The sequence below is a fragment of the Paenibacillus faecis genome (assembly GCF_008084145.1).
Classification (GTDB): domain Bacteria; phylum Bacillota; class Bacilli; order Paenibacillales; family Paenibacillaceae; genus Fontibacillus; species Fontibacillus faecis.
In genome coordinates, this window is the sequence record NZ_VSDO01000004.1 from 818,896 (window position 1) to 835,432 (window position 16,537).

15 protein-coding genes are annotated in these 16,537 nt (G+C 53.5%); 9 read left to right on the top strand and 6 right to left on the bottom strand.

From position 1 onward, the window contains the following. The first annotated feature begins 153 nt into the window (after positions 1–153). The 4 genes from FRY98_RS21445 (at position 154) to FRY98_RS21460 (ending at position 2,711) form a co-directional block, all read left to right on the top strand. Positions 154–900 (top strand): IclR family transcriptional regulator, encoded by a 747-nt coding sequence (locus tag FRY98_RS21445; RefSeq protein WP_148455770.1) that lies wholly within the window; start codon positions 154–156, stop codon positions 898–900. A gap of 138 nt (positions 901–1,038) precedes the next feature. Then, complete coding sequence (locus tag FRY98_RS21450) at positions 1,039–1,353, top strand: ArsR/SmtB family transcription factor (RefSeq protein ID WP_148455772.1); 315 nt, start codon at positions 1,039–1,041, stop codon at positions 1,351–1,353. A 39-nt stretch (positions 1,354–1,392) separates the two neighbouring features. Next, the gene (locus FRY98_RS21455; RefSeq protein ID WP_148455774.1) at positions 1,393–1,890 is read left to right on the top strand and encodes an SRPBCC family protein; all 498 of its coding nucleotides are present in this window, start codon (positions 1,393–1,395) and stop codon (positions 1,888–1,890) included. Between the two features lie 20 nt (positions 1,891–1,910). After that, entirely contained in the window at positions 1,911–2,711 is an 801-nt protein-coding gene (locus FRY98_RS21460) for an alpha/beta fold hydrolase (protein ID WP_148455776.1), read from the top strand. A gap of 398 nt (positions 2,712–3,109) precedes the next feature. On the opposite strand, the gene FRY98_RS21465 is transcribed toward FRY98_RS21460, so the two are convergent. Genes FRY98_RS21465 through FRY98_RS21475 form a run of 3 tightly spaced genes read right to left on the bottom strand, consistent with a single transcriptional unit; the run spans position 3,110 to position 6,289 of the window. Beyond that, positions 3,110–4,732, bottom strand: a complete 1,623-nt coding sequence (locus FRY98_RS21465) for an alpha/beta hydrolase family protein (protein WP_148455778.1) — start codon at positions 4,730–4,732, stop codon at positions 3,110–3,112. A gap of 58 nt (positions 4,733–4,790) precedes the next feature. Continuing rightward, positions 4,791–5,891, bottom strand: a complete 1,101-nt coding sequence (locus FRY98_RS21470) for a DUF1648 domain-containing protein (protein WP_148455780.1) — start codon at positions 5,889–5,891, stop codon at positions 4,791–4,793. A gap of 2 nt (positions 5,892–5,893) precedes the next feature. Then, on the bottom strand, positions 5,894–6,289 hold the full coding sequence (locus tag FRY98_RS21475) for a GntR family transcriptional regulator (protein WP_148455782.1): 396 nt from the start codon (positions 6,287–6,289) through the stop codon (positions 5,894–5,896). A gap of 216 nt (positions 6,290–6,505) precedes the next feature. Here FRY98_RS21475 and FRY98_RS21480 point away from each other — a divergent pair, with 216 nt between their 5' ends. The 3 genes from FRY98_RS21480 to FRY98_RS29060 are packed head-to-tail and all read left to right on the top strand — an operon-like array spanning position 6,506 to position 8,120. Further along, positions 6,506–7,009, top strand: a complete 504-nt coding sequence (locus tag FRY98_RS21480; protein WP_148455784.1) for a MarR family transcriptional regulator — start codon at positions 6,506–6,508, stop codon at positions 7,007–7,009. Then, positions 7,006–7,605, top strand: coding sequence for a nitroreductase family protein (locus FRY98_RS29055; RefSeq protein WP_225040824.1), 600 nt, complete (start codon positions 7,006–7,008; stop codon positions 7,603–7,605). Before FRY98_RS21480 ends, FRY98_RS29055 begins: the two co-directional genes overlap by 4 nt. Positions 7,606–7,640: 35 nt before the next feature. Further along, a complete protein-coding gene (locus tag FRY98_RS29060; RefSeq protein ID WP_225040825.1) occupies positions 7,641–8,120 on the top strand; it encodes a nitroreductase family protein in 480 nt (159 codons plus the stop codon). A gap of 66 nt (positions 8,121–8,186) precedes the next feature. Here FRY98_RS29060 and FRY98_RS21490 read toward each other — a convergent pair whose 3' ends face one another. From FRY98_RS21490 to FRY98_RS21500, 3 genes are all read right to left on the bottom strand, one after another. Next, positions 8,187–10,010, bottom strand: a complete 1,824-nt coding sequence (locus FRY98_RS21490) for an ABC transporter substrate-binding protein (protein ID WP_148455786.1) — start codon at positions 10,008–10,010, stop codon at positions 8,187–8,189. A gap of 128 nt (positions 10,011–10,138) precedes the next feature. Next, a complete protein-coding gene (locus FRY98_RS21495; RefSeq protein WP_148455788.1) occupies positions 10,139–11,620 on the bottom strand; it encodes an ABC transporter permease in 1,482 nt (493 codons plus the stop codon). 13 nt (positions 11,621–11,633) lie between these two features. After that, complete coding sequence (locus FRY98_RS21500) at positions 11,634–13,010, bottom strand: ABC transporter permease (protein WP_148455972.1); 1,377 nt, start codon at positions 13,008–13,010, stop codon at positions 11,634–11,636. A gap of 216 nt (positions 13,011–13,226) precedes the next feature. On the opposite strand from FRY98_RS21500, the gene FRY98_RS29225 reads away from it, so the two are divergent. Together FRY98_RS29225 and FRY98_RS21510 are read left to right on the top strand one after the other, a co-directional pair. Next, the gene (locus FRY98_RS29225; RefSeq protein ID WP_148455790.1) at positions 13,227–14,972 is read left to right on the top strand and encodes an ABC transporter ATP-binding protein; all 1,746 of its coding nucleotides are present in this window, start codon (positions 13,227–13,229) and stop codon (positions 14,970–14,972) included. 343 nt (positions 14,973–15,315) lie between these two features. Beyond that, complete coding sequence (locus FRY98_RS21510; RefSeq protein ID WP_148455791.1) at positions 15,316–16,476, top strand: hypothetical protein; 1,161 nt, start codon at positions 15,316–15,318, stop codon at positions 16,474–16,476. Positions 16,477–16,537: the final 61 nt, after the last annotated feature.

A 16,537-nucleotide genomic window follows, 5' to 3' on the forward strand; every position in this document is an offset into this window, starting at 1 on the left:
GACGAATAACATAAAAATATCGTAAGTCGTGTTTTTCTTTGTGTCAATGCGACGGGGATATTTGGCTTTGAACGCGTTGACGGATTCCCATTCGCTTCATTATAATTTATGTAACCGTGTTTCATGGAGTGAAACGTAAGGAGGGTGGTCCCGATGGAGGACCGTAAATTGACGGTTCGCGCCGTAGAGAGGGCGCTTGATATATTAATGTGCTTTACGAAGGACAGCGACCTCGGATTAAGCGAGATTGCGGGAGCGATCGGACTGCACAAAAGCACGGTGCACCGGCTGCTCACGACGTTGGAGGAGCGAGGCTTCGTCATCCGTAATCCGGCGACGGACAAATACCGGCTCGGATTGAAAATCTGGGAGCTGTCCGCGCATTTGTCCCACAATGACGACCCGGCGGTTTTGCTGCTGCCGCAGATGGAACAGCTGCGCGACCGGCTCGGGGAGACGGTCAGCCTTTACTTGCGGGACGGCACGGACCGGCTGCGGATTCAGGCGGTGCAGAGCAACCAGGCCATCCGCCGGGTGGCCCAGGTCGGCGCCCGGCTGCCGCTCTTCGTCGGCGCCTCCAGCAAGGTGCTGGTCGCCTACGCCGAGGACGCGGTTCTGAGGGCCGTGCTGGACAGCCCGGACTGGCCGACCGCGGTCGACCGCGAGGCATATATGTCCCAACTGGAGGAGATTCGACGCGCCGGATATGCGACCAGCTACGAGGAGCGCGAACCTGGAGCGGCTGCGGTCGCTGCGCCGATTTTTGACCGAAACGGCCGGGTCGCGGCCGCTTTGTCGGTCTCGGGGCCGGTCAGCCGCCTTTCCCCCCAAACGCTGGAGAAGATGGCTCCGGTGCTGATCGAGGCGGCCCGGGAGATGGGCATGATGATTCATACTTAAATTCCTTAGAAAGTTGAATTGGGGTATCCCGCTTCGATAGTAAGGTTAGCGCTGTCGGAGGGGGATATTTTTTTGCAAGTATATATATTTACATGTATATATGTTTTAGTGTATATTTGTGTTATGAACACTTCTACAATGCAACTTACTTTGATGACTCTTGCCGAGCCTAACCGTTTTAACATCATAGAACTGCTGAAGAACGGCCCGTGTTCGGTTACCGACATCGTAGAGGAGCTAAAGATGGGCCAGCCTCAGGTATCCCGCCATTTGCGGATTTTAAGCGAAGCGGGCCTCGTAAGTGTCCGTCGGCAGGCGCAGCAGCGGATTTATAGTCTGGAAGCGCAGCCGTTTAAGGAGCTGGACACTTGGCTCGATTCGTATCGCAGCTTGTGGGAAGAACGTCTCGACCATCTGGAGGATTACTTAACCGGAATTCAAGGAAAGGAGTAGCGTGATTTTTGCTTAACAACCTTTAAGGAGGAAGTGTACTTGAGAAGGAGAAAGACCGTGGTCATTAAAGACAAGAAGCGAAGGAGGCTGATTATCGAACGTTTCTTGCCTGTGAAGCGGGAATTGGTCTGGCTGGGCTGGACTAGACCCGAGCATATCGTCCATTGGTGGGGCCCCGGCAACTTCGCTGCCCGGGTTTATGAGATGGATGTAAGGCCGGGAGGGGTATGGCGTTATAGTCTGTCTCCCGTGGACGGAAACGGGGATACCGCTTATTGTCTGGCTACATATAGCGAAATAAGCGAGCCGATCCGGCTTGCCTATATCGATTCCTTCACCGACCGGGAATGGAATGTCGTGAAGGGGAGCGAAATGCCTACCCTCGTTACGTTTGAAGAAGAGACCGGGGGAACGCGGCTTACGATAACTACGCAATTTTCAAAAGCCGAGGAACTGGAAAAGGCGGAAGCCATGGGCATGATCGAAGGTTACCAGGAGACGATAAACCGTCTTGAGGATCATTTTAGCGGAAAGTAAAAATAAGGAGGAATTTAAAGATGAACCATGTTATTTCGAAAGACGGTATCCAAATCGCCTATGACAAGCAAGGGAAAGGACCGGCTCTTATTCTGGTGGCCTCCGCAGCCGCGGATCACCGGGATGCGGGACAGCTGGCGGAACGGTTGGGAGAACACTTTACGGTTTACAACTATGATCGGAGGGGAAGAGGCGCCAGTACGGATGCGGCTTCCTATACGGTTGAACGTGAAGTGGAGGACATTCAGGCATTGATTGCGGAGTCGGGTGGATCGGCCCTGCTTTTCGGCAGCTCGTCAGGCGCCGTATTGGCCCTTGAGGCGGCAAGCCGATTGAAGGAGGGGATCGACGGAGTCTGTTTATACGAACCGCCGTTTATTGTCGATGACGGCCGATCCCCGGTGCCTAGCGACTATGTGCAGCACCTGAATCGATTGGTGGATGCCGGTGATCGGAGCGGGGCGGTGGAGTATTTTTTAACACAGGCGTTAGGCGTGCCGAGCGAATTTGTGGAGTATATGAAAGCCGACCCTTCCTGGAAGGCCATGGAGCAGCTTGCCCATACGCTGGCTTATGATGGAATGGTGATGGGCGATACTCAATCGGGGCAGCCTTTGCCTAAGGGACGTTGGAGCGTGGATGTTCCCGTTCATGTGCTTTGCGGTGAAAAATCCCCTTCGTTTTTGCACAGTTCTGCCAAAGCGCTCGTCGAACTGCTGGCGAACGCGGAATATCGCGTAATGGCCGGTCAGGACCACTCGGCCGTCGTGATGGCCCCGGCGGCTCTGGCTGAGGAGATTGCGGTTTGCTTCAAGGCTTAACTGCCATAAAAACCTGCTATATTAGGTTGAACTAAAGAATTGGCGTTGGGCGTCTGAGTCTACACCATTAACGGGAAAATATCCCGTTAATGTACCGCTTTTGGCCCCTCGATCGGATTTAGCTGGAAAAACTCCAGCTATTTCGCGGCCTTTTTGCCGATATACAACATTTCAGACGAATTAGCGGGAGGTTTTCCAGCTAATTCGCCTCTGCAGCCGCATACGTGCCAAATTAACGGGAAGGATTCCCGCTAATTCGAACCCACCCCTTAGTTGCAGATCAAGAGTGTGAAAGAGCCCTTTACACCGCTGTCTAATATGCAAATCAATAGTTCAACCTATGTAAATAAACAAGGCCGCCGTAACCGTAAGGCAGCCTTGTTTATTTTTTTCGCTATCTATTTGGTTTTCTTGATCCAGCTCGCCATATCATCGATGATAGCTTTCGTTACATTGTTAGGTTGAACATATTCCGCTCCGGTGGAAATCCCGTCAAACTCGGTCAACAGGTGATTGACCTTCGGATAGGATTTGTACTCGACGTCGCCGCGGTTTTTGAGCGCCTGTTTCCAGCCTTCCAGTTGGCTGACCGGAACTTGCCAGTCGTTTTCCCCTTGCAGGATCAGCAGCGGGCCGGTCTGCTTTTTCGCCAGTTCGGCCGGAACGTAGTTTTTCTGCTCGAACCACCAGTAAGCCGGCTGCAGCGGGAATTGGCTGGGCATGTTGTCGACCGTGTATTTCGGGTCGTTCACCATATCCGCGATCGCGGTGTATTGGGCCGCCTGCTGTTCGTAAGGTGCGGCGTCCATGCCGGATTGCTTCACGCGGGAGACTAGCTCCTTTTGCTGCAGCGCAAGCAGATCGGCGAACTTGCCGCTTGGCCCGGACAACAGGATCGCGCCGGCGATGCTGCCGTCCTTGTCCGCATCTATGATCATCGGCATCGCAAACGCTCCTTGGCTGTGCCCGGCCACATAGATGCGTGAAGCGTCGATACCTGCGGTGTTCTTCAGCAGCTTAACCGCGGAAATGGCGTCATCCACGCTCTCCCGCTTCAGCGTAAATTTCGCGTCCGTTGACAACTTGGCGGTATGCTCATAGGTGACTTTGTCGTACCGGAGGACGGCGATGCCCTGTGCAGCCAGCCCTACGGCCAGGTCGCGGAAAGGCTTGGCTCCGCCCATCGTGGAATCACGGTCATGGGGACCGGAGCCGTGCACCAGTACCACGGCCGGGAACGGGCCTTCACCGCCGGCCGGAAGCGTCAATGTGCCGGGAAGGGCCATGGCCCCTTCGCCGACTTTGACTTCCCGCTCGGTGTATAGGGCGGCGTTGTCATAGGCCGGCTTCCGGTAGGTGGAAGGCGTCACGCCCGCCACATAGAAGTCGTCCACCTGGCCCGCCGCATTCAGACGGACGGTCAGACTGAACGGGATGGTCGCCTGGAAGGTATAGGCGACATTGCGATGCACCGCATTGGAGCTTTCGGAGCGGGATGGGTTCGGCTTCACCGGTCCGAACAATTTTTCATAGCTGCCCCATACTTGGTTCAGGAGTTCGGCCGGTAAAGCCGGAGCCAGATTGGGACTGAGCAGCTTGGCGGCTTCGGCCCCTTGGCCGGCTTGGAGTTTCGCGATGAAAGCGTCGGCCGGTCCCTCGGTCGTTTCCTTCGTATCCTGGAACGCTTCGGCCAGGGAGGCGGCGTCGACCAAGGTTTGACCGGAGACGACCCGGACGGGTTCGCGCAAAACGAGCGGCTTTCCGTCAAGCAGGGCCTCCTTCTGGCCGATCCGGAGAATCAGGGTATGGCTTCCTTTGGTAACCGTTACGGTTTGTTCGGCTTGATTCCAATCGACTGCCGCGCCGAGGCGGGAAGCCGTTTCTCTTACGGGAACCAGAGCGGTCCCGCTCTGGGAAGACCCGGCCGAAGCGTCGGCGAAGGCCGATGCCGCAGGAAGGGTCAAACTAAGCGCCAGCGCGATGGAAGCCGCCGTTTTTACCGAGGTATTTTTTTTCGACATGAATTGTTCCTCCTCCTTAAGAATGAATCCAATGTTATATAAGTGAATCCGTAAAGGATTAACCCGAGATCAGGGCGGCTACCGCAATGACGATCAGCAAGCCGCCCAAAATAATCCAGCCGGCCGGATGGGCAAAGTTGAGCGTCCAGCCGATACCCATTCTTTTTTCCACAAAGATGGAAGGGTCCTGCGGATTATAGTAAACACCGCCCAGCTTCCAGTAGCGGTCGTCATTGGCCGGTTGTACCGCGGAAGCGTCCCGTTTGCGGCCGATCCGGCTGCCGCCTTGCCCCGTGACAAAGGAGAGCACGGCTGCAAACAGGACGACAAAGACGGGCACCGCCAAGCTAATCAGCATAATGAGATCCGTGTCCATCGGATGCAGCATATTAAGCTGAATGAAGGAGAACAGCAGGACCATAGCCAGCCCGGAAATCAAGGTGTACAGCGACCAGCTGCGGCGAAACAGCGTGCTTTGGCGTACGGACCGCTCGGGATCCCCGGCATAAGTTTGCTGCTTACTGTGGTGAATACTCCAATTAATGAACAGAAACAGAAGCGTCATAACCACTTGCATAAAGTTTGGAAAAAGGACGGTCTGCACCGATTTATCGGCAAACCGGGTCACATTTCCCGCAAAATCGAATTTCATGGCGATTTGATCGGGAATGGCATCGTAATTGGCCAGCGTGAGCAGGACGCTTCCCGCAATAATCGCGGCATGAACGAGAAACCAGGTGTTGGACCAGATCAGTTTGTTCCGGCGGAATTCGGTATCGATGATGATTTTGCTTTTTTCAGCCGGAGCCGAAGGCAGTGACGGTTGGCGTTTCTTCATGTTCAGGTGAAAAACGAGGTTGAGCACGATCGAAATCGCCACCATAAGGCCGATTCCAACCGCAAATACCGTGCCTTGGGCTGCGGCTCCTCCCGGCTGCAGCAGGATGACGAGACCCGCGATAAGCAGGATGCCGTGCAGGATGAGACTGACCGCAGCATAAGACCGACGCATCCGGCGCAGCGGTTCGCTGCGGTAGGTTTCTTCGCTGACGGTAACGCCAAAGCTGATCGTCTCTCGGGTCAAATAAGGCATGAACGAGAGCGAGAGCACAACCGGCAGCAGCATAAGTACGAGCAGGATGACGGACAGAGTTTGCATAGTTAATTCACCTCATCGGGTTGTTTGATTTCATGATATAACGTGCTGACGAGCAGAAGCAGGTCATCCAGCTTCATCCCGCGGCAGATCGCTTCGGCGACGATAGGCCGCAAGGTGCTTTGCTGTTTCTCCGCAAATTCCGGCGTGACCGGAGGCATGCCGTCGGGATGAACGACTACACCGCGCTGGCGGTGGACCTGGATATAGCCGTCCTGCTTAAGCAAGGTGTAGGCTTTATTGACGGTGTGGAGATTGATCCCGATATCGGAGGCCAGGTTCCGAACGGACGGCAGCGGTTCTCCCGGCAGAAGCCGGCCGCTGGCGATTCCTTCGATGATCCGATTCACCAGTTGGGTGTAAATGGGGATCTCCGACTGTAAATCAAGCTCAATGATCAAGAGGCTCCTCCTTCTTTCGTTTCATTGTTATAACTGTTATACAAATAATATAACAGATAGATATGTAGAAGTAAAGCGGAAGAGTTGAAGTACCCCATCAAATAAGGTAATATTGTTTACACGTAAATTATAAACGTTAATAAATAGAGGATTTTCTTGTTTTAATCATGTTTACTAGTAAATTATTTTATGTCGATTTGAAAGGAGAACATATCTGTGGGTCCAAACGTAAGGATTAAATCACAGCTCCATGAAGGTTATTTGAAGTTCGTTCATCAGCATGAACGCTTGTCCGGAACGGAAATCGTCCATTTCCAAAAGCTTTGCCAACTGGAAAACATCAAGGGATTTGATCTCAATCTCACCGCCGTTCATGTCCTGGATTGCATTGGACGCCACGAGCCGATCAACAGCACGGCGATTGCGGAGATGATGGAGCTGTCGAAAGCGAGCATCACTAAAATAACGGGCAAGCTGCTGGAAGTGGGTTGGGTGACACGAACCCAACTGAATGACAACAAGAAGGAGAGCTATTTTCGCATTACTCCGGCCGGGAAGGAAATTTTTCGTTTGCACCTGCGGCTGCATGAAGAGGAGAAAGAGCGGTTTTTTCGCTTTTTGGACCAGTATTCCGAGGAAGAATTGCGAACTATACAGCATTTTTTGCTGGATTACAGCATGGAATTGGAGCAAAGGATGGAGGAGGGGGCGAACCCATGACGGAAGAACGGGAAAGTTCCGGTACCGCAAGCATCTCCCGACTGATTCGGGAACGGAGAAGTATTCGGAAGTTTAATAGCGAACCGGTATCCGGCGATTTGATCCTGGAACTGCTGGAAACGGCGGCTCGATGGAACCCGTTGGGTGTTCCGGTAACCTGGAGATGCCTGCTCGCCGATAATCCGGGGTCAAATCAGCGGCTCGTCGACGCGCTGCTGGAGCAGATGACAGGGAACGGTTGGGGGAGACTGCTGCCCGCCCGGTTGAAGGAGAGCCTGAAAAAAAGATTCGTTTCCATTCCCGCCCATTTGGTCGTGATCTACCGGATCGATCCCGCCGACAGAATCGGCAGCGAGCGCAATTACGCCGCGGTTTGCGGATTGATGCAGACCTTACAATTGCTGGGCTGGGAGAAACGCCTGGGCATGCTTTGGGATACGGAGCCGATGCTTCATAATGAGACTTTCTTTCGCAGGATCGGCCTCGGGGAACATGAGCGGGTAGCGGGGATTCTGCACATCGGCTATTTCGACAAGGCCCCCAAAGCCCGGCCCCGCACGCCTGCCGAACAAAAATGGTCCGTATTTGAAGGTTGAACAGCATGCCCTGCATAGGGCGAAGGAGGGTGGCAATGAATTGGTTTCCATTATCGGCGCCGAAGCGAATTAATGAGCTTGAAGCCATTTCCCGGGATCGGGTGCTGGAACTGCTGAACGATGCAGTCTGGGCCCCTAATGACGGGCTTCGGGAGCCCTGGCGATTTATCTATGCGGACCGCAAACCCGGAAGACTCCATGGCGAATTGCAGAATCCGGCCTCCGCGTATCTGCTTGTCGTCATGAAGGAGGACGCGGACCCGCATAAACGGAAAGAGGACTTCGCCGCCGTGTGCTGCCTGGTTCAAAACTTCGTGCTGCTCGCCGCGGAGAAAGGGTTCGGCGTCCAATGGACGATGCGCGAATGGTTCTATGATTCGCAATTAAGCCGGGATTACGGTGTTGGGGAAAAAGAGCGCCTCGTCGCTGTTTTGGAACTGGGACAGGACGGCCCATTTTCGCGGGAGGGCTTCGTCACCGAGGCCGCGCCGGCGTTCAAAGTCGACAGGATCTAAGGTTTTCTTAAAAAAACAGTAAAGACTGCTCTTCCACCAACGAGGATGGAGGAGCAGTCTTTTGCGTTACTTGCCCGCTTTATATTTGCCCAGGAACTCTTTCACTTTCGCCGGATCGGCGGTCACTTCGTTTCCGGTTTTCACGAGCGGGCTGACGGTCGATACGGCCTTGATTTTATTGCCGTTGTAGAAGGCCAAAATTTCGTCTTGATTAATGGAATACAGCACCGCTTTTCGCAAATCCTCGCTTTTGGCAACCTCGCGGTTCCCAGTGTTAAAGAGCAGGTAGCTGACACCGTTGCTTTCTATGGTTTGCAGTTTGAGCTTGCTGTCGCCCTTGACCAGATCATACTTGGTTTCCGGCACACCGTAGTAAAGATGGATTTCGCTGCTCCGTAACGCGGACAAAGCGCTGTCGGCCTCCGCGATAAAGCGGACTTTCACCGTCGAAATTTTCGGTGCGTAATCGCTCCCTTTTCTGTATCCGGGATTTTTGTAAAACACGCCTTCATAATCGTTCTTGTAGGACAGAATATAAGGGCCGCTTGCGTACAGCGTATTGTTGTACTGGCTTCCCTCCGTGACGGTATTCTGATCTCCGTAAGGGATATCTTTGTTCACGTCAAACGTGGCCACATCGTAGGTGTTGATGCTCTCCACCTGTTTCTTCGACACGATTCCGGCGGACTGGTGGGCCAGATAGTTCAGCACCTGCGGGAACGGCTCGGTGGTCGTCAATTTGATCACCTGGTATTTCCCGGCTTTGTTATCGGCCTCCCGTTTGTCGGCGACGAGCTGCTTGATCTTCGTTTCCAGCCCGGCTTCCAGCGCTTCTTTGACGGTTCCGCCGCCCCCGGCCGGCTTGATGGCTTCCAAAGCCGCCGGGTCCGTGACCAGCTCCACGGTTTTAATGTGTTCATGCAAACTGTACGTGCGGTGATCCGGTACGGAATTTTTGTCCTTGGCCCGGTTGAGGGAGAAGATCACATCGTCCGCTCCTACCCGTTCGCCGGTGTCGACGGCCTTTTTATTTTCGATCTTGGCGAAGTTGATATCGTCCCGCAGGAGAAAATAGTACTCCGAATTCCCCTCGGCGATGCTGTAATTATGGGACAGTGATCCGTCCGAAGTGATCTTGTCGTCATCGGTCAGGTTGATTAACCTGACGTACATGTTGGTGTTCAACTGATTGATCGACCCGTCGTTCCCCTTGATCGGATCGAGGGACGTCAAGACCGAGGCCGATTGGGTCAGGATGAGAGGGTCCTTATCCCGTTTGGACGTATCGTTAAAATCGATGCTCTCCCAAGCCAACGCCCGCGATTTGGACAGTCGGACGGTATCGGGATTCAAAATGTCCTTGTTCACGGCTTGGCTTTTCAAGGAAATGTAGAGCGGTGCGATATAAGCTTTATCGAACACGAGGCGCTGTTCCAACTGCTTATAGGTCTCTTTGTACTGTTCGGGCGTTTCCGTTGCGGCCTTGTCAATTAGCTTATCGATTTCGGGATCGGATAAAATGCTGTAGTCCCCCCCGGTTTTGAACAGGGATCTGACCGCGTAATCGGGATTCCCCGTTACCGTCGTCCAGCTCGAATGGGCGATATCGAAATTTCCGGCGTCCTGCTGAGCCTTATAACTGCCGTAGTCCGGCTGAATGTTGAGTTTGACGTTAAATCCGTTTTTGGTTAACTGATCCCGGATGATATTCAGATCCGATTCATTGGAGCTCATGCCCAGCAGCTCAATGTCAACGGGGGACGAGTCGGTGACCGCCTCCGTTTCCGCGTCTTTCGGTTTGTTTGCGACATCGGACTTGGTTTGGACCGAGCATCCGCCGGCGATCAGGGCGACGGTCATCAATAAGGCTAACATCAGATTTTTCTTCATAAGCGGTGGTTCCTCCTCACACTTCTAATTTTTATATGAATTCATTTTTCATGGGGAAAAATGAAAAGCATCCGGACGGATCGAGCTAAATCAAGTTAAACTAGGCGGTCGATGTCGATAACCCGGCTTCAGCCGAGTTTTGGATCCAGTGCGTCCCTTAGGCCGTCTCCGAAAAAGTTGAAGGCCAGAACCAGGCCGATGATCGCCAGCCCGGGATAAACCGCCAGATAGGAGTGGGACTCCAGATAAGTGCTGCCGAGTTTCAGAATGTGGCCCCATTCCGGAATATGCGGTTCAACGCCGAGCCCCAGAAAGCTGAGACTGCTGGTTGAAATGACGGCGGACCCGATGGTCAGGGTAGCCTTGACGATCATGGGGGCGAGGGAGTTGGGAACGATATGCTTAAAGATGATCACCCGGTCGCCGGTGCCCAGAGCCCTCGCCGCTTCGACATATTCCAGAGTGGAGACGAGCATGACGTTGGCGCGCATCGTCCTGGCATAGGTCGGAATCGAGCCGATGCTCAGGGCCAGAATCAGGTTGACCGTGTTGGCTCCAAAAGCGGCGATAATCGCAATGGCGAGCAGAATGCCCGGAATAGAGTACAGCACATCCAGACAGCGCATGATGATATTGTCCGTATGCCGCCCGTAATACCCGGAGACGGCCCCTAAAATCCCGCCGACCACGACGGGGATGGCGGTGGAAATCAGGCCGACGATCAAGGAGATCCTCGCTCCGAATACAATCCGGGAGAAGAGACACCGGCCGAAATTATCCGTCCCGAGCGGGTAAGTCAAACTCGGATGCTGCAGTATCGCGGCGTAATTGTTCTCCGTCGCCATGGCGTAGTCAAACGTAAAATAGCTGCAAATCGACAGGGAGAACAGAAATACGATGAAGAACATGCCGAGCATCGCGGTTGAATTGGCGACGAGCTTTTCCCAGATTTCCTCCCATTTGCCCCGTGAAAAGCCTCCGGCGTTGCGGACTCGAAGCAGGAGCTGCACCCCGAGCAGAAGAGCGAACAAATTGCCCGTCAGGGAGCTCAGCATGAGCAGGCCGGCGGGCCATACAAGCCACGCGGGCGATTGCTCGCCGCCGGCGTACTTGGCGACGATCAGCAGAGACGCGAAGTGAACCAGGGACACCGCGACCAAGCCGATCATGGCGGGAAGAAAGGTGTCCGATACGTAGGGCTTAAACAGGTTCAGGGCGGAGATCGCGATCACGAACAAGCCGGTCAAAAAGGAATAGACGGCCAGCGTGTATTCCGTGTTTTTGCGCTCCTTCACCAAATGAAAGGCCGTTACGGCGGTAAACAAATTCCCCCCGAGCAGGCTGATCAGCTGAATAAACCCGAGCGCTCGCGTCGATCGACGCAGGCTCCCCCGCCGCAGAAGATCCCTTCGGATGCACAAAATGATGACAGCCTGAAGCGCAGTGAAGAACAAGTAGGCCAAGGATAGGATAAGTCCCGGCAATTTAAGGCTCCGGTTCGAAACATCATAGCTGTTTGCCAGCAGTATCCCCGTCAAGATCAAGGACGCTATGCCGGAGAAGACCGCATCCCTGTACTCCGGAGATAGTTTCAAGCTTGTATTGGTCATGGTTTCACCTGCTTTACTGTTGTTTCATCTTGGTTCGGATACGCGGATCGGTAAAGGCGTACAAGATATCGACGATGACATTGACCAGTGAAATCGTAATGGCCGTGTATATCACGCCGCCCAAAATACTGGGAATATCGGGGATGAACTGTTTGTCCACGATATAGCTGCCGATCCCGCTGATATTGAATACTTTTTCCGTCACGGCCGAGCCGCCCAGCATCCCCCCGAACTGCAGGCCGATCACGGTGACGACGGGGATGACGCCATTGCGTGCCGCATGTTTTAACAGAACTTGCCGCCTGCCGAGACCCTTAGCCTTGGCCGTAAGAATATAGTCCTCATGAATGACCTCAAGCATGGAGGAGCGGGTCATGCGGGCGACCGCGGCGGTGAGCCCCGTTCCAAGCACGATGGTCGGCATGATATAAGACAGCGCGTTTTGCGGATTGAAGGTGGCCGGGAGCCAATCGAGCTTGATCGAGAAATTCAAAATAAAGATGAGCCCCTGCCAGAAATTCGGGATCGATAAGCCGATCAACGCGATAAACATGAAGGAGTAGTCCCAGAAGGAATTTCGTTTGGCCGCCGCCAGGATCCCGGCGGGTACGGCGATCAATACGGCGAAGACCAGCGAAATAAGCGTCAGCGTAAGCGTAACGGGAAACTTGCGCGCGATGGTCGCCGTGACCTGCTCGTTGCCCGAGAACGATTTGCCCAGATCGAAGGTAACGATACCCTTCAAGGTGTTCCAAAGTTGGGCAAGGTACGATTGATCGAGACCGTATATTTCGTTGAAATGCCGGATTTGTTCCTCCGTGGCCGTCTCTCCGAGAATGTTCGCGGCGGGGTTCATGGGCGAAAGGTGAAGCAGGGTAAACACCAGTACCGAAACCCCCAAGATGACGAACAGGCTCATAACCAATCGGTCAAATACGAATTTGAGATAAGGCTGACTGTGCAAAAAGATCCATATGTACATCAGAATCCCGGGAATTAACGTAAGGACCAGAAATACCGGGTTATTCAACAGGCTTTGAAAAGTGTGAAAATAACCCTCTCGCGTCAGGTTCTTCCTCGCAAGCCTAGCTTCGGTTTCTTCCCGGACCTGTTGGAGAAACAGCTCATGGGAAATCTTCTCGGCTTCCCGCATCGTCCGATCCCGGCTGACCGTCCGTCCGAAGAAACGATGTTTCCGTTCCAGTTGATCGACGGCCTCCGCTTTAAGTTTGGCTTTGAGCCCCAAGGCAAGCAGCTCGTTTTCGGTCTCTTTTCGCAGCGCATTATAGGGATCACGGCGCCTGCGGTATAAGAATAAGCCGAGCACATAAAGAGCAACCGGAGCGCCCAGCACCAGCAACAGGTATTTGGACGCGGGAGTCAGGGTCATTTTTTTGAAGGCGGTGCCGGCACGGCGCGATAACCTGGAATTTTTTCGAATGGGAATTTGGGGTTCTTTCGCGATTTCCAAGGCTTACAGGCCTCCTCATTTGTCAATAATTGCATTATTCCGATCGATATAGTATATATTATTTTAGGGTGTTTTTTATGTCAATTACTAAATTTGCTTCAAAATTATAGAATTGTAGAATTGGCAGGTGTGACCATGGAACCGTTATTGCAAGTTCGAGGGTTATCCGTATCCTTCCGAAACCGGCATCAAGAAACGGAAGCCGTCCGGGGCGTCAGCTTTGAAGTGGGGAAGGGAGAGACGTTGGGGATCGTGGGCGAATCCGGGAGCGGCAAGAGCGTGACCGCCCGGGCGATTATGCGGTTGTTATCCTCCGCAAATTCGGAAATTAAAGAGGGACAGATTCTGTTTATGGGGAAAAATTTGGCCGAGTACTCGGAAAAAGAGATGGAGAGCATCCGGGGACGGGATATGGGCATGATCTTCCAGGATCCGATGACTTCGTTGAATCCGACGATGAAAATCGGTGAACAGATTTCCGAAAGCTTGATAAAACACCGGAATCTGTCGGCGAAAGAAGCCAGACAACAGGCGCTCGAAATGCTGAATTGGGTGGGAATCGGGGACAGTGAGACGAGGTTTGATCAATATCCCCATGAATTCTCCGGGGGGATGCGCCAGCGCGTCATGATTGCGATCGCCCTGGCCTGCCGCCCGGCATTGCTGATCGCGGACGAGCCGACCACGGCCCTCGATGTGACGATCCAAGCGCAAATCCTCGACCTGATGAAGAACATGCAGCAGCGTTTGGGTACCTCGATCATCCTGATTACGCATGACTTCGGGGTGGTCGCCGGGATGTGCGACCGCGTCGTGGTCATGAAGGAGGGGGTGGTGGTCGAGACGGGAACAACGGAGCGCATTTTTGAGCATCCGTCCCATCCGTACACCCGGAAGCTGCTCCATGCTTTGCCCCGCCTGAATGAGCCGAAGAAGGCGAAACCCGCCCCGATCCGCCGGGAAAACGCGGAGCCGGACGTACCGCTGATCGAGGTGAAATCGCTCAAGCAGTATTTCGATCTTGGGCGCGGCAGGGTGCTGAAGGCGGTCGACGATATCAGTTTCTCCATCCGAGAGGGGGAAACGTTGGGGGTGGTGGGTGAGTCCGGCAGCGGTAAATCCACGACCGGGCGCGCCATCCTCCGCCTTCACCAGCCGACGGGCGGGGAGATCCTTTACCGCGGAATGGCGATAAACCGGATGACGCGGGCGGAGATGAAGACGCTGCGGCGCGATATGCAGATTATTTTTCAGGATCCGTACGCTTCTTTGAATCCTCGTCTTAAGGTATTGGACATTATCGGGGAGGCGCTGGACGTACATAAGCTGGCCGGGAGCCGGGCAGAACGGAGAAAGCGGGTGGAGGAGCTTCTGGATCAGGTCGGTCTGAATCCTTCCAGTGCGGAACGCTATCCCCACGAATTCTCCGGGGGACAGAGGCAAAGGATTGGGATTGCCCGGGCGCTGGCTGTGAATCCCAAGTTTATTGTCTGCGATGAACCCCTCTCCGCGCTCGACGTTTCGATTCAGTCGCAGATCGTACAACTGCTGGAGGAGCTTCAGCGGCGGCTCGGGCTGACGTATTTGTTCATCGCACACGATCTGTCCATGGTCAAGCATATCAGTGATCGCGTTGCCGTGATGTACCGGGGGAGAATCGTGGAGCTGGCGGAGAGCGAGGAGCTGTACTCCAATCCGCTGCATGCTTATACGAAGTCGCTGCTTTCGGCCATCCCCCTTCCCGACCCTAAATCCGAGGCTCTGAAGAGAAGAGACCCTCTGCGGGAGTTCTCGGGAGAAGACCTCTACAAGGTGGAGCGTGCCCGCTTGCAGGAGATCGTTCCCGGGCATTGGGTGGCCGTTGCGGAGCCTGGTGCATGAGGGAGCTTTATTTGTGAAAATTAATAGCAAGGCTTAAGCGGCCCGAGGATCATGTCTAAGGGAAATAATAGCCGCTATTCCCGCACAAAAGGCCGGTTTTAAAATCTAACGGAAATAGCAGCCGCTATTTAAGCGATCATCGACCATTTTGATGGAAATGGAGGGGAATAGGCGCTAATACGTCCGTTAGATTGCGGAAAGAGCGCTTTTTGCCGATATAGCGGCTATAGCGTCCGTTAGATTTTTGGTTTCATGGCTCGTTTTGAAACTTTCCCCTGGTGAAATCCGTCTATAGGAAGTAGACTGTAAAAAATTCTCAGGGGAAAGTAAGGGATGAGAGTCAATGCAAAACAAACTGTATTTAAAATGTTTGCTACTGTTTGGGCTGGTCCTGTCCTCGGCCGCCAGCTTATTTACGGTTTCCGCTTCCGCGGCGTCCGATGAAGGCTGGCAGATTGAGCCGGTCTTTACCGATAAACAAACGGGACGGGACTACTATAACGCTAGAACCTGGAGAAACGGTTCGATGGAAGGCCGGGTACTGTTTGTTGATAAGGAAGGAAGCTGGCGCGCTTTGCCTGAAAAGTACGTGGATATTTTTCCCGATGAGCGATCCGGCAGGTTGTATTTGGGACAAAATCAGGTGCAAAAGGGCTTGATAACGAATTTCTATGACCCTTCTACCGATCGGGTGACCCGTCAGCGTGTATACGAATCTTCCCCGGACGGCAAGTACGGTATTTCTTTGGAAAAGTCCTACCTCAGCAGCCAGCTAAGAAATAACTACACGCTTTATATTAAAAATATGCAAACCGGAGAGTCGCGAAAATGGCATGAAACCTCGAAGTCCATGTGGTACCTATGGCTTCCCGATAACCGGTTGTTGGTGCAATGGTACAGTGAATCGGAGAAGCAAAGCGAAATCGTGATCCTCAATCCGGCTACGGACAAGGTGGAGCGGGTTGCCTTGGCCAAGATGGAGGCTTACGACGCCAAAGGAAACCGGCTGCTTATTTCCTATAACGAGCCTACACGAAAATCCTATGTCTTGAATTTGGCCGACCGACGAGTACACAAGGCGGGGCAAGCGGAAATCGAATCGTTTTACAAGAATACGGAACCTCTTCCTGTGACGAAGACGGTCGTCCCGGCAAAACGTGAACCGAATATCGATCCCGCGGAGATTCCGGCTATTGAGGTACAAGAAGAAACGGTTTATGAAGCGAGCATAACGGTGGATGGCCGCACCATTTTGCTCCCTTATGGTTACACCGACGTGAATAACAACACATGGCTTCCGTTGACTCCGCTAGCGGAGGCCTTGGGGGGAAAGGTAGAGAAGGAGAAGTCATCCGGATTTCAATTTGATGTCGGCGGAAAAAAATATACGCTTAACGAGAGCAACAGTGAGATCGTATTCGACCGTCTTCATGTAAGCATTAAAACGCTGCGCCAGTTCGGATTGTCGGTGGAGCAATTCCGGTGGATTACGCCTAAACATTAAAAGACATTTAACGTCCATGAGTAGTCCTCGATCATGTCGAGAATTCAATGCTGATGGAGGT

Coding starts and splice junctions, on each gene's coding strand:
- FRY98_RS21445 (WP_148455770.1), top strand. CDS start 154: ATGGAGGACCGTAAATTGACGGTTCGCGCCGTAGAGAGGGCGCTTGAT.
- FRY98_RS21450 (WP_148455772.1), top strand. CDS start 1,039: ATGCAACTTACTTTGATGACTCTTGCCGAGCCTAACCGTTTTAACATC.
- FRY98_RS21460 (WP_148455776.1), top strand. CDS start 1,911: ATGAACCATGTTATTTCGAAAGACGGTATCCAAATCGCCTATGACAAG.
- FRY98_RS21465 (WP_148455778.1), bottom strand. CDS start 4,732: ATGTCGAAAAAAAATACCTCGGTAAAAACGGCGGCTTCCATCGCGCTG.
- FRY98_RS21470 (WP_148455780.1), bottom strand. CDS start 5,891: ATGCAAACTCTGTCCGTCATCCTGCTCGTACTTATGCTGCTGCCGGTT.
- FRY98_RS29055 (WP_225040824.1), top strand. CDS start 7,006: ATGACGGAAGAACGGGAAAGTTCCGGTACCGCAAGCATCTCCCGACTG.
- FRY98_RS29060 (WP_225040825.1), top strand. CDS start 7,641: ATGAATTGGTTTCCATTATCGGCGCCGAAGCGAATTAATGAGCTTGAA.
- FRY98_RS21490 (WP_148455786.1), bottom strand. CDS start 10,010: ATGAAGAAAAATCTGATGTTAGCCTTATTGATGACCGTCGCCCTGATC.
- FRY98_RS21495 (WP_148455788.1), bottom strand. CDS start 11,620: ATGACCAATACAAGCTTGAAACTATCTCCGGAGTACAGGGATGCGGTC.
- FRY98_RS21500 (WP_148455972.1), bottom strand. CDS start 13,010: ATGACCCTGACTCCCGCGTCCAAATACCTGTTGCTGGTGCTGGGCGCT.
- FRY98_RS29225 (WP_148455790.1), top strand. CDS start 13,227: ATGGAACCGTTATTGCAAGTTCGAGGGTTATCCGTATCCTTCCGAAAC.
- FRY98_RS21510 (WP_148455791.1), top strand. CDS start 15,316: ATGCAAAACAAACTGTATTTAAAATGTTTGCTACTGTTTGGGCTGGTC.